Source organism: Streptomyces sp. NPDC093598, from assembly GCF_044764825.1.
In the GTDB taxonomy this organism is placed as follows: domain Bacteria; phylum Actinomycetota; class Actinomycetes; order Streptomycetales; family Streptomycetaceae; genus Streptomyces.
Window position 1 is genome coordinate 108,910 of record NZ_JBIWIV010000008.1, and the last position, 13,063, is coordinate 121,972.

Annotated in this window: 10 protein-coding genes; 3 read left to right on the forward strand and 7 right to left on the reverse strand. The window is 65.8% G+C overall.

Annotated features, from left to right (window positions below; all coding sequences use genetic code 11):
* Positions 1-19: 19 nt before the first annotated feature.
* Genes ACIRDU_RS23645 through ACIRDU_RS23660 form a run of 4 tightly spaced genes read right to left on the reverse strand, consistent with a single transcriptional unit; the run spans position 20 to position 7,060 of the window.
* A complete protein-coding gene (locus tag ACIRDU_RS23645; protein ID WP_403582371.1) occupies positions 20-1,747 on the reverse strand; it encodes an AIPR family protein in 1,728 nt (575 codons plus the stop codon).
* Positions 1,744-2,754, reverse strand: a complete 1,011-nt coding sequence (locus tag ACIRDU_RS23650; RefSeq protein ID WP_403582372.1) for a PD-(D/E)XK motif protein — start codon at positions 2,752-2,754, stop codon at positions 1,744-1,746. The genes ACIRDU_RS23645 and ACIRDU_RS23650 overlap by 4 nt, the downstream gene beginning before the upstream one ends.
* Positions 2,751-5,549, reverse strand: coding sequence for a Z1 domain-containing protein (locus ACIRDU_RS23655; protein WP_403582374.1), 2,799 nt, complete (start codon positions 5,547-5,549; stop codon positions 2,751-2,753). Before ACIRDU_RS23655 ends, ACIRDU_RS23650 begins: the two co-directional genes overlap by 4 nt.
* A gap of 35 nt (positions 5,550-5,584) precedes the next feature.
* On the reverse strand, positions 5,585-7,060 hold the full coding sequence (locus tag ACIRDU_RS23660) for an ATP-binding protein (RefSeq protein WP_403582376.1): 1,476 nt from the start codon (positions 7,058-7,060) through the stop codon (positions 5,585-5,587).
* Positions 7,061-7,865: 805 nt separating this feature from the next.
* On the opposite strand from ACIRDU_RS23660, the gene ACIRDU_RS23665 reads away from it, so the two are divergent.
* Complete coding sequence (locus ACIRDU_RS23665; RefSeq protein WP_403582378.1) at positions 7,866-8,597, forward strand: inositol monophosphatase family protein; 732 nt, start codon at positions 7,866-7,868, stop codon at positions 8,595-8,597.
* Between the two features lie 59 nt (positions 8,598-8,656).
* Here ACIRDU_RS23665 and ACIRDU_RS23670 read toward each other — a convergent pair whose 3' ends face one another.
* On the reverse strand, positions 8,657-8,953 hold the full coding sequence (locus ACIRDU_RS23670; protein WP_403582380.1) for a hypothetical protein: 297 nt from the start codon (positions 8,951-8,953) through the stop codon (positions 8,657-8,659).
* Positions 8,954-9,252: 299 nt separating this feature from the next.
* On the opposite strand from ACIRDU_RS23670, the gene ACIRDU_RS23675 reads away from it, so the two are divergent.
* Positions 9,253-9,708, forward strand: a complete 456-nt coding sequence (locus tag ACIRDU_RS23675; protein ID WP_403582627.1) for an Asp23/Gls24 family envelope stress response protein — start codon at positions 9,253-9,255, stop codon at positions 9,706-9,708.
* 33 nt (positions 9,709-9,741) lie between these two features.
* On the opposite strand, the gene ACIRDU_RS23680 is transcribed toward ACIRDU_RS23675, so the two are convergent.
* The gene (locus ACIRDU_RS23680; protein ID WP_403582382.1) at positions 9,742-10,599 is read right to left on the reverse strand and encodes an MBL fold metallo-hydrolase; all 858 of its coding nucleotides are present in this window, start codon (positions 10,597-10,599) and stop codon (positions 9,742-9,744) included.
* 193 nt (positions 10,600-10,792) lie between these two features.
* Complete coding sequence (locus tag ACIRDU_RS23685; protein WP_403582630.1) at positions 10,793-11,821, reverse strand: Ku protein; 1,029 nt, start codon at positions 11,819-11,821, stop codon at positions 10,793-10,795.
* Positions 11,822-11,875: 54 nt separating this feature from the next.
* Here ACIRDU_RS23685 and ligD point away from each other — a divergent pair, with 54 nt between their 5' ends.
* Entirely contained in the window at positions 11,876-12,757 is an 882-nt protein-coding gene (gene ligD, locus ACIRDU_RS23690; RefSeq protein ID WP_403582383.1) for a non-homologous end-joining DNA ligase, read from the forward strand.
* Positions 12,758-13,063 lie beyond the last annotated feature (306 nt).

Sequence of the window (13,063 nt, forward strand, 5' to 3'; positions counted from 1 at the left end):
GTCCTCTTCAGACGGCCCGTTAGGGGCGCGGGCCCCAGTCCACTGCGCGGACCGTGTCCCAACATTTGGACTTCTTGCACCACTCGGTGACGTTTCCCGAGCCCGGGGCAGCCACCAGCAGCGGTCGTACGATGTCTACCGCCAGTTCAGGCACGAGGTCATCGACCCATTGAGGAAGGGCCTGTGCACGCCAGATATCGTCCAGATCAACCTGGTTGCGATACCGGTCGATCAAGAGCGCCACTGCGTAGGCGGTGGTCGGTCCCAAGTAGCCGCCCAGTCTCATCTTCTGGATCGCCTTGCGGGTGTGCTCAAAGAGAATGCGCTTGGCCACCAAGTGCTTGAAATGGCCAGCGTCAGGCGAGCCCTCGAAGCAGTCGACGACATCCGTCGTCCAAACTCGGAAGCACTTCTCCGCTCCCAAACACACGTCGTGTGGGCGCCCCAGGTAGGTGAGCTCGTACTTGGCCAGATCTGTCTTGCCGAACTTCTTAGCCAGCGGGTACTCGCGCGTGAACCTCGTCTTCTCTGCCTGCTTCTCTAGGGCGCTCAGGTCCACCTGGTACTGTCCGCGGACACGTTCGTAGTACCAGCGAGATTGACGTGTGCTGCCCTCGGGGGCTGGCGCCCAGATCGACCGTGACAGTGCCTGCAGCCTGCGATGGTATGGGCTGTTGGCTTGGAGATCAGCTTCTTTGATTGCATTTTGAGAGTTGGCGAAGCGCGAGATGTTCGGGACGAGCTCGTCCAGCATCTCCTGCCGAACGACGGTGATTTTCGCCGGCACTCTGACCTGAGAAAGGTCGACACCCTTCTGCATCATGTGATGAAGAGAAGCTGTGGTCTGTCCTCCGTTGACGATCTGGAGGTCGACCAGTCGGGTCAATAGCAACCCGCCGCCCGGCACCGCCGCTGTGTCCGCAGTGGTCACAGTAGCGGACACACCGTTGTTGTACGCGAGGAAGCGTCCGGGCTCCTGGCGCACTGTTTCACTGATGCCTTTGTTGACCTTGCCACGGGCCTGTAGATACGCGCGAACGTTGCGTTGGAGCAGACGGCCACCGTGCTCCTTGTAGAGGTCAGCCAGCAGTTGGCCCGGCAAGACCGTCAGGAGGCAGTCGAAGTCTGCGTCACCTGGCGCATTCAGGCATGGGAGAGGCTCGGCGAGCTCGATCACGGTCTCTTCCTCACGACGCCCAGAAGAAGCGAGCCGGTGCAGCCGGACGATGTCCCACAACTCATAGGTACACCGCAGCCCTTCCGTCTCCCCCGGAGGCATCGACTCGACGGTAAGCCGGGCGTCTGTGAAGAGGAATATGCGAACACGGTTGATGTCTGACCAAGCCTCGTGAATTCTCTGCGCCATCGAATAAACGGGGTCAGTCTCATCCATTTCCAGATGGAAGCCCTTACGGCACCTCTCCACGAAGATCTGAGCCCGGCGCAGGGCACGCTGGACATCGGCTTTATGAATCGTCTGGGCCTTCCATCCATGCTCCGCCGTGACGATGTCCAGAACCGATCCGCTATCGTTAAGCGCATATCCATAAACCTCAGCCGTACTGCGGCCGAGCTGCTTCCGGCAGTAGCAGGGCTCGATGTCCTCCAAGACTCCGTCCTCGACGAGATACTCGCGGAAGACATCGACGAAAGCACCGTTGAACCTCGTGCCCACGGGAGAATCCGTGCGCGCTCGCGCGTCCTCATAGAGATACTCCGCGAACTCCGTGAGCTCGTTCTCGCTCAACCGTCCCCCTCCCCAGGGTGGTGCACACCGGTGCCCAGCACGGCCAGAACCTGAGCCTCCTCGACCAAGGCCTGCCCGCAGGCACCAAGGTCCAGATCGTACGACAAGCTGGATATGCCCTCAGGTAGCAGGTGTGGCACCAGCCTCGGGAAAGTTTCGGTGACCCGGTAACACCGGCGCGCATCCAACTGCCAGCGCTCGCCCTCATAGTGACTGCGATGCACGTCAAACCACCCGGCCTCGACAAGGCAGTTCTCTAGTACCGCCTCTTGCCCTTCAACGCTGGGGTGGGCCCGCAGCTCGTCGACGAGATCACACAAACTCGACCCCGCCTGATCGCTGCGCAGTTGCTGGTGCACGAGCGCCAGGTAGTCGAGCGGGCCCTCATCCAGCTGCTCCTCTCCATGGATGCGGCACCGCAGGGGGTTGTTGCGGCGGCCACCAGACACCGTCTTGACTTCCAGGCCCCACGCCCCCCAGGCAAAGTCCCGCACTCCGCCCGCCGGCCCCAACCATCTCGAAACGGCGTCCCGACCACAGGCAGGGAGAACGACGTCCCGCAGGACCAGTAGCTCACCAAAGAGACCGATCCTGGCCTCGGGCCTCAGCACCCCTCCCAATCCCCGGCCCAGCACCCGCTGCCAGGAGGCGATCCTGCGCACCACTGCCGCAGCAGGGGCGACTGACGTGCGCTCAAGGTGATCGACGAGATCGGCAAGCAGGGTGCAGAAGATGTGCGCGTCCGTGGTCGGCTGCGCCACGACTTCTACGTACCCCTCCCGAAACGAGCAGGTCAAACCATTGGCCATGACGAGCTGTCTGTCCCCTAGCCGCTCGCCGCTCGCGATCACCAGGGCGCGCTCTCGCCCGGGAAACCGCACTTCGAGGAAGACGTCGAGGGGGTGGTCAGGTAGGAGCCGACGCCTTGAACTGCCGTGGGACGCGGCCCGGGCTTGCTCGATAGCGGTGAAGGACTCGGCTACATTCTGGGGAGTTACCCGCGTCACTCGTCGCCCTCCTCGGGATCGTCGCCCGCTCCGGAAAGCATTTTCTGCAGCTCCCGCAGATAGATGTCGTTGACCCGGTAGCGCTTTGGTCGTGCAGTGGTGGAGACCGGCAGGGACAGTGCATAGCCCACTAGGGGAAGTCCCTTGGGCCGGACGCCGTCGACCTGGTCGCCTGGGTCCACCGGATAGACGAGGAGAAGACCCTCAGCCGGGTCCCTGCGGCTGCGGATCGCATGGCCACTGGCCCGCGAGGCCGCCCTACCGGTCGCCCCTTCCTTACTCTCCGCTCCGCTGGCCAGCTGCCGGTAGGCCTCAACCGGCAGACCGATAGCTTCATGGACCGGACTCACCAGCACACCCACCTGGTAGTCCGTGCCCGCAGCGATGGTCTCCTGAAGGCCTGCCAGCTTGCGCTTGACCATGCGCAGTTCCCGGCCGTCGAGCGTGAAAGTGCGAGGCGCATTGCCGGTCGTCACCGCGACGGTCCACCTGATCAACTCACCGCGGCTGTTCTGTTGAGAGATGTAGTCGACGAGAGTCTGCGGGTTGGCCTGCAGGGTGCGGGGAGAGGCAGCGAACCCATCAAGAAACTGCACCACGGCCGAAGCAGGCACGCCTTGGCGGAAGAAGCCTTGCGCACCGCGCCGCAATGGTTGAGGTACTTCGTCGCAGCCTTCCACCGCGGCCACCAGCCGCTCCAAGCGCGCATGGTTGTCCCGCAGAGCCTTCTCATTGGTGCGCATGTAGAGGGTCTCCGGCCGTTGTCCGGAGGAGCACAGAGACACTGAGGTGGAGTTGCGCATCTTGGCCGCTGCGGTGACTTGCAGGTGCTCGTAGCCGTCTTGCACACGCATTCCCACGTCCTCCGGCGTACGGCCGGTCTCAGCCAGGTAGGACACAAGGTCCATCAATTCGCGGCTGGCGCGAGTCACGTGGACATAGGAATCCACTAGCTCCTTGGTGGTGTAGAGCCGGGTGACGTCCAGATAGCCGGGCCGGTAACCGAACCAGCGCCCCATCTGCATGAGCGTGTCGTAGGTCTTGGACGTCCTCAAGTAGTAGGAAACCGTGAGTCCCTCCAGGGTCAGGCCCCTGGAGAGCTTGTCACCGCCGACCGCAACCACGGTCGCCGGCGTGCTCGCCTCGTATTCCAAGACGTCGGCGGCATCACCGTTGATGGTCTTCACTCCAGCGGCGCACTCGGAGAGGACACCAGCGATCAACGACTCAACCTGCTCCCAGGTGACCGACTCACCTATCAGCCCGGGAAGGTCGCTGCGCTCGGAGAGCTCCGTGTACGTGGGAACAAAGTCGTTCTCCCACAACTCCCTCAGACGCAACCGGAGTGCGGATCCAGCAGCCCCCCGGTCCCCCCAAAGGTTGTCCATACCGGTGAAATGGTCCGTCAGCTGCCGGGCTACCGCGAACTGAACCGCTTTGTACCGGGTGACATGCACGAGCATCGTGTTGTGGCCGGACCGACTGCCCAGATACTCGGTCCGGGCTTTGCGTACCGCTGTCGCCAACACAAAAGAATCCAGCGCCTGTCGCAGGGAGTTGGGCAGCAACCGGTGGGGCTGATGCTCCTTGCCGTGGCCGTCAGGTACCCACAGCGCCTCGTCCGCCACCGCCCGGATGACGGGCAGCGGCTCGCGGATGACGTCTGCCGACGCGTCGTCCAAGCCGAATACTATTTCAGGACCGCAGTAATTGGTCGGCGGACGTAGCGCCACCATGAAATTGCGGGGAAATAGATCATCCCGATAGTCGGGGTGATCGGTCCGGTCGTCTATGAAGATGTTCGCAAAGGGCGTGGCTGTGTACCCTACGTACGCGCGCTTCTCGAATAGGTTCAACAGGTCGCGGATACACTGGTTTATCCGCGTCGGATCGTGCTCCGAGTCGCTGGCGCTCTTTCCGCGCCGGGGCTTTCGGGTGTCCACCGACGCATAGTCAGCCTCGTCGTCGATCAAGAGAAGCGGCAGGTCCCTAATGAGCCGGCGGCCATCTTCCTGCGTGGCTGTGAAGTTCCCCAGCCAGTCTCTCAGGTTTTCCAGGATTCGGGCGTTCTTCTTTACAACGGCCAGCAGGCGAACACGACGCGGATCTACGGGCGTGCTCTCAAAGACACTCGCGCTGAAGTCCTTGTCCCGAGTCGTGATCGACAGACACAACGGCGGGTTTTTCATGCTCAGGTTCCCGACCCCAATGTAGGTCGAATCGTCAGTCTGTTGGCGTGTGAAGCGGCTGTTGAAACCGAGGAACTCCAGGTCCAACCTGGCCTGTGTCTGGTGACGGAGGCTCTCGTGTGCGCCGGTGAGAACGACGACAACCTGGTAGCCAGCATCGACAGCCTTACAGATGAGGCCGGTGTAGTTCGCCGTCTTGCCCGACTGCACCTGTCCGTAGGTCAGGCCCTTCACCGACCATTCACCCGGACGCTCAGGACTCTCAAGCAAAGAGAGCACTGTATTCGTGGAATCGCTGAGCGCCTCCACCGTGGGTGGCTTCCATCCCGAACGATGCGTCAGCCATGTCCTGTACCGATCCCAGTATGCCCACTCGATCTTTTCTTGACGGTCCGACAGCCAGGGCTGGTGATCGTACGGGTCTTCGATATGGACCGCAGGGGGCACCCACACGTCAAATCGGGCCTCCAACTCCCGAGCGATCTGCTCTGCGGAGACGTCCTTCCCCGTCGCGGCCAACATGGTCCGGACTGTCTCCGCGATACTCCTGAGTGTTTCCGGCGTACGGTTCGACTTCTCCGTTTCCAGCAGCATCGCCTCAGCCATACGCAGAGCGAGGGTCATAGGATCGCTACTCAACGTCACACTCCCGGGCTCATCTGACCGACGATCTCTGCGACCATGTCGGGGAATCGGTTAAACGGCTCAACAGACGCCAGAGCACGAACGGCAGTTGCCCGGGCCTGCGCATCATCGGGTAGAGCCGCAAGCATCACTGCAAGGTCTGCCCTGGCTTCGGCCTCCTCCACCCCTTCCAGCGCCGCTTGGGGTGTGCGCCCCAAGTCGTTCTCAGCCTCGATGGCGATCACACCAACAGGCAGGGTTCGCTCCACCATGCGGAGCACGGCTTCGACATGTGCTCCTCCATCCGCGGCCAGCGCGGCTTGCACAACCGGATGCTGACGGTTGACCAGATACCGAGACGTGCCGTGTCTGCGTTCTTGGATCCACCCGAAGGTGAGCTCACGGTCCCGTCCCTGCCGTCCCGCCGCCTGGGTGACCCTCCGGCGGAACACAGCGACCGACGCCTCGCGGGCAGCGACGGCGAGTCTCGTGAGATCTTCCTCGAGACCAGCAGGCGGGTGTACCCGGGACTTGCGTACATCCACCTGCCAGACATGGTCCGAAGCGGGGTCCATGGAGATCTCTATTCTCGCCAGGCGAGTCTGCGGCGCTATGACCATCTCGGGCAGGCCGAGCCAACCACCAGCAGAAACCATCCTGTCCCCGCGGTAGACGTAGAAGCCTTGTTGCGCGTTCCAGCCACGAGGTCCCGCACCGTCTTTGATCTCGGCCTCACTCAGCCGGGATGGATGGGGCAGGACGTACGGAATGACTTGAACCTGCCCTCCGGCCTCCAACCGCTCGGTCCCCAAGTCCTGCGTCGCCACGTGCTGGCGGCAAAATGGATCCCACGGGGTCAGTACGTGGCCACCGACGATGAGTCGCAGCCGGCCACGCGCGATGTAACGGTGGAACCACATACGCAGTCGGCTGCGACTTTGTCCCAGTTTCCGGGCGAGTACCGGCCCTTCGCCAGCGTGATCGAGCCGCCTCCACAGAACCATGGTGCCCGCCCCGGTGAAGCCGATTCTCGTCGCGATGTCGGCGGCTTCTTCATCGGCCACGACACGGACTCGCCAGTCGTCAGCAGCACGGACCAGGTCTATGTCCCACGTTCGACATGCGAGGCCATGGGGCGTGCGGGACAGTACAGTGAGCACGCGACACTGCGACAGAGATGCCGTCTTCAGTCCAAGGCCGAAACGCCCCAGATCGCCTGTCTTCCGCTCCTTCGTGGGGCCGCTTCCACCGAAGCGGACAGCTTCATGAAGCTCTTGCTCGGTCATGCCATCGCCGTCGTCGACGACTGCGACCCAGGCAGCACCCTCATCGGTGCTGAACTCCACACGTACTTCCCCAGCCGAGGCTGCCAGGCTGTTGTCGACAAGATCGGCGAGCGCAGTAGCCATGTCGTAGCCGAAAGCGCGAAGCGAGTCCATCAGTGCTGAGGCGCGTGGTGCCACTACCGCTTCTAATGCGACCTCGTCGGGCATAGCTGTCCCCCACCACTGCTCTACATGCGTCTTGTTGTGCAGCGTAGGCGATCAAGATTCGACCAGTCACGGGTACAGCAAGATCGCCAGATGCTGGGAGAAGCGATCGTTGCTCGTCGAGGACTACATCCTCGTAGGTCGTCGGTCCGGGACCACGAAAGGATCGGGTCACCCCACAACTCCATGCTGGTGGCGTCGTTGACGTGACCACCCTGCGACGTTGTCCGAGGTCATCACGCTCTCCGCATCCACTCAGCGGCGCCGGCGGGCACCGGTACGGGTTGATCCGCTTGCACCAGTCTGCGCGCCGCGCCACACGGACCCCGCAAGGCACTAGCTCTCGCCGTCAGCCGGTGAGAACTCGCTCAACGTCGGGTATGTGAAGCGCGGCCTATACGTGGACGGGGGCACACTTGCCGAGCACCCTCCATACCTCTGACCAGCAGAGACACGCAACCATCAAGCGGCCTCCGGAGCCGTGTGCGCAGGTTCGAATCCTGCCGGGGGCACTCGCCAAACCACCTACCAAATTTGGTATGTGACCTGGGCGGATGCCGACGTGAGAGAGCGGGAGTCAGTCTTACTGGGTCCCGCTCTTTGTCGTTGTTGCGCGCTGATCGCCACGAACCTGCGATCGAGCTGCTCCCGATACAACCGATGGCACTTCGCCTCCGGCGCCGCACTGCTGGTGCTCTGACCGGGGAGGTTCGCGGGGGCCGTAGCTTCGCCTCGGTAGTGTGCACGGCGTGATCGACTCATACGCGAGTTCCGACGATGTTGCGGTCGCGATAGCCGGGGCGCGGGCGTGGTGCGCGAGATGTACGGCCAGCGGCTCCACCGCATCGACAAGGGTGCCGGGGACTTTGCCACCGCCGCCGATGTGGAGGCCGAGAAGACGATCCTCGGCGTCATCCGTGCCGCACGGCCCGATGACGCGGTGCTCGGGGAGGAAGGCGGGCACCAGGGTGCCGCGGACGGTGCGCGTCAGTGGCTGGTGGATCCCCTGTGCGGCACGCTGAACTACGCCGTCGGCAACATGTTGGTTGCCGTCAACGTGGCGCTGCGCGAGGGGGCGGCGGCGGTGGCCGACCCGTTCAGCGGCGAGGTGTTCTTCACCGACGGGGAGACCGCCTGGGTGCGGCATGACAGGGCGGACGACGCACTGCTGACGCCCACGCCCGCTACCCGATTGGTGGACGTGAACCTGGATCCGCCGTTCCCCGGTGCGCCCGGATTCCGGGCCGTGGATCTGCTGGCCCACCCTGAGTTCGGCGCACGTTTCCGGCCGCGCGTCGTCTCCACGACACTGGCGTTGGCCTGGGTCGCTGCCGGCAAGCGCGCCGCGTACGTCACCGATGGCAACGACTTCTCCGGGAGCGTGCATTTCGCGGCCGGCATCGCTTTGTGCCGGGCCGCCGGCTGCGTTGTCACCGGGATCGACGGCGCCCCGGTGGATGAGGCAGGGGGTGGGCTTGTGGTTGCCGCCGACGACGAGACCCACGGACTGCTGATGTCGATGATGCGCAGCGGAAGCTAGTCCCCGGCGGATGCCCTTTCCGCTGCGGATTCGGGCAGGAACACGGCAAGACCCCGTTTTCAGGTGTTCGGTGCCCTCTCGAACGGGACGGACGCGTCGTCCTTTCTCATCACGCCTCTCATCACGCACAGGGCCCGGATGATGAACCCCGAGAGGGCGATGATGACGAGGCCGGTGATGCCCACGCCCAGGACGCGAGCCCAGGTCGATGCCATGAACAGGCCGAAGCTGACGACGAAGGCGAGCATGCCGAGGGCGAGGTGGATCCAGCCCCAGGCGCTGAGGTCGAACGCGAAGACGTAGTTCCGTGTCGAGGCGAAGATGTCGTCCTCGGCGATCTCCGCGATGCCCGGCATGATGTCGAGATGCCGCTGATCATGGGCACGATGCCGCGAAAGCGGTCAGGCCGGTGGCCCATTCCCGCAGGGACCCAGGGACGCAGGGGCGCTTCCCGGGTGCGTGGTGGTCATGCCCGCTACCTCGTTTCCATGTCGCCGAGGTCGTGCCCTTCCCAGCGTGCGCGCGGCAGGACGCGGGCGGCCACACCCGGGAAGGGTGGGGAACAGAAGGGTACTTTCGCCCCATATGCACCATTGTTCTACCGTGGAGAGGAACGATGCTGCTCATCCCCTCACCGATCATCGAGGTGACGGTCATGACGGAGACCACTCAGCGCAGGAACACATCGCAGGACGGCAAGGGTGCTCCCGGCACCCGCGGAAGCACCGCCATCGCGGACCCGGTCGTCGCGAAGATCGCGGGCATGGCGGCCCGGGAGATTCCGGAGGTGCACCACCTCGGTGGCGGGATGACCAGGGCCTTCGGGGCTGTGCGTCAGCGGGTGCCGGGCGGGGGCGGGGGCAGTGGGGTCGCCCAGGGGGTGAAGGTGGAGGTCGGCGAGCGCCAGGCCGCCGTTGATCTCGATGTGGTCGTCGAGTACGGCGCCGCCATCGCCGACACCGCCGCGGACGTCCGGACCAACGTCATCAACGCGGTGGAGCGGATGACCGGACTCGAGGTCGTGGAGGTCAACATCGCCGTCGGCGACGTCCATCTGCCGGATGAGGAAGAGGAGGACGAGTCCGAGCAGGAGGGCAGGCGGGTGGCCTGAGGGCTGCTGCCGCTCGTCGGCCGAGGGTCCCGGTCAGTAGACCTTCGGGGCCGCCCCGGGAGCGCACGGCACGCGGGCGTGTTCGCCGTGGCCGCAGTGGATGACCCGTTCGCCGAGGCCGATCCGGTCGGCCTCGGCCAGGAAGTCGGACAGGGGCGAGCGCATCACCGTGTAGTCCCCGTAGTGCACGGGCAGCACGAGCCGGGGATCGAGGCGGCGGGCCAGTTCGGCGCCCTGGGAGCCGTCCATGGTGACCACGAAGCCGCCGGGGAGGCGGGTGCCGCCCAGGTGGAGGACGGCGAGATCGGCGGCCGGGAAGCGTTCGGTGATCTCGTCGAGGCCGTCGTACACGAGGGTGTCGCCCGAGAGACAGAGCCGCATCCGGGGCGGTCCCCCGGCGGGGCCGAACTCCAGCATGCTTCCCATCACCGGCGGCAGCATCCTGCGCAGCATCGCGTGGCCGGCGTGCCGGCCCGGCAGTGCGGTGACCGTGACCTGGGCGCCGTCGCGCTGGAGGGTGAGCGCCTTCCAGGTGCGCAGCCCCGCCGTGCGGTGGAATCCGTGCACGGCCCTGAGGCGGCGGGCGGCGTGCGGTGTGGTCAGGATCGGCACCGTGTGGTCCAGGTGGCGACGGGCGCGGCGGTCCCAGTGGTCGCCGTGCAGGTGTGACAGCACGATGGCGTCGAGGCGGGGCAGCTCGTGGACGTCGACGGCCGGTTCGGTCAGACGGCGGCTCAGCAGACCGTAGCCGAGGTAGGCGTACTGACCCCGGTGCAGGAAGTTCGGGTCGGTGAGCAGGGTGAGCGGGCCGTAGGACAGCAGTACCGTCGCGTTGCCGATGAAGTGGATGTCGATCGCGTCGTCGGTGTGGTGGTCCGTGGGCTGCGGCATGGTGCCCTCCGGTCTCCCCCCTGAAATGGAGTGCTCGCGCCTCCCCCCTGAGGTGGAGTGCTCGCGCCTCCCCCTGAGGTGGAGTGCTCGCGCCTCCCCCTGAGGTGGTGGGGTACCCGTGCCCTCCCCCTGAGGTGGAGTACCCGTGCCTCGCCCCTGAGCTGGAGTACCCGGGCGGGAGCCGGCCGTACCGTCAGGCCGAGCGCTTGCGGGACGCCGACTTCTTCGCCGTCGTCTTCTTCGCGGTGCTCTTCGACGCCGACTTCTTCGCCGTGTCCTGGCCCGACTTGGCCGTCGACTTCTTCGCCGCCGCGGTCTTCTTGGCCGCCGTCTTCTTCGCGGTGGAGGTCGACTTCTTGCCGCCGGTCTGCTTGGGGGCCGCACGGGTCGTCTTGCGCTGCGGGAGCGACTTGACCTCGGCGTGCTCGGCCTCCTCGCCCCGGGACTCGCGGGCCGCGCGGACGCTGCTCTCCAGGGCCGCCATCAGGTCCAGGACCTTGCCGCCCGAGGCCGGTTCCGGGGCCTGGGGCAGGGCCTCGCCCGCGGCCTTCGCGGCGATGACCTCCTCCACGGCCTCGCGGTACTCGTCGTGCAGGTCCTCCAGGTCGACCTCGCCCAGGGTGTCCATCAGCGCGTCCGCCAGATCCAGTTCCTGGTCACGGACGGTGACGTTGGTGTCGGGGGCCAGGCCCTCGGGGGCGCGGACCTCGTCCGGCCACAGCAGGCCGTGCATGGCGATGGCCTCGCCGACGACCCTGAGCATGCCCAGGCGCTCCCGTCCCCGCAGGGCGAACTTCGCGATCGCCACCTTGTTGCTGCGCTTCAGCGCCTCGCGCAGCAGGGTGTAGGGCTTCGCCGCCGGGGCGCCGCTGGCCTGAAGGTAGTACGCGGCGTCCATCTGGAGCGGGTCGATCCGGTCGGCCGGGACGAAGGCGACGATCTCGATCGTCTTGGCCGTGGGGATCGGCAGGCTGGACAGGTCCTCGTCGGTGATCGGGATGATCGAGCCGTCCGCGTCCTCGTAGCCCTTGCCGATCTCTCCCTGCGTGACCTCGCGGTCCTCCAGCTCGCAGAACTTGCGGTAGCGGATGCGGCCGCCGTCCTCGGTGTGGATCTGACGGAAGGAGATCGAGTGGCTCTCGGTGGCGTTCACCAGCTTGATCGGAATGCTGACCAGGCCGAACGAGATGGCGCCGTTCCAGATGGATCTCACGTGCAGCACCCTTCCGGTCACGCTCGGGAGTGTTCGTCATGGTTTGCGTGGGATTCTTATCGTATGGCGCCTATCACGGAGGTGGAGGGGCGACGGCTCCCTCTCAGCAATCTGGAGAAGGTGCTGTATCCCGCCACCGGCTTCACCAAGGGCGAGGTGCTGCACTACTACGCCACCGTCGCCGAGGTCCTGCTGCCCCATCTGCGCGGTCGGGCGGTGTCCTTCCTGCGGTATCCGGACGGGCCGGACGGGCAGGTGTTCTTCACGAAGAACGTGCCGCCGGGTACGCCCGAGTGGGTCACCACCGCAGAAGTGCCCCGGGTCGAGGGGCCTTCGCGAATGGTCCTCGTGCAGGATCTGCCGAGCCTGATGTGGTCGGCGAACCTCGTCACCGAGTTCCACACCCACCAGTGGCTCGTCGACACGCCGAACGAGGCCGACCGGATCGTCTTCGACCTCGATCCGGGGGCGCCGGCGAGCATCGTGCAGTGCTGCGAGGTCGCGCTGTGGCTGCGGGAACGGCTCGCGCGGGACGGCATCGAGACCTACGCCAAGACCTCCGGCTCGAAGGGGCTGCATCTGCTCGCCGCCGTGCGCGGGGCCTCCTCCGAGCGGGTGTCCGAGTACGCCAAGGCGCTCGCCGTCGAGGCCGAGAAGGCCATGCCCCGGCTCGCGCTCCACCGGATGACCAGGAGTCTGCGCCCGGGGAAGGTCTTCGTCGACTGGAGCCAGAACGCCGCGCGCAAGACGACGGCGACCCCCTACACCCTCCGGGCCCGCGCGGAACCGACCGTCTCGGCGCCGGTGACCTGGCAGGAGATCGAGGAGTGCCGTGGGCCCGGCCGGCTGGACTTCCGTGCCGGGGACATCGCCCCGCGGGTCCAGGACTACGGGGACCTGCTCGCTCCGCTGCTGGACGCGGACGCGGCGGGGACGCTGCCGTAGCCGGACAGCCGGCGGATCGCGGCGCGGCAGCAGCCGGATCCTCGGTGGCGAGGCCCGCCGTGGCCTCCGTGCACCGGGCGCGGTACATCGCCTGCGCACGGACAGCGCCACGACGGCCCTGCCGGCTCCGGTTCTCGACGACGCCGGGCCGCCGCCGTGGTCAGGTGTCCCGTCCGGCCCGGGGCACGCGGCCCGGGCCGTCAGTCGGCGGATGCTCGTGCTGGAGAACCGGTCGGAGAGCACGCGGCCGGACTGCCCGGGCAGGCGCTCACGCCGTTCGCCCGGCGCCAGGACGCGATCAGCCGG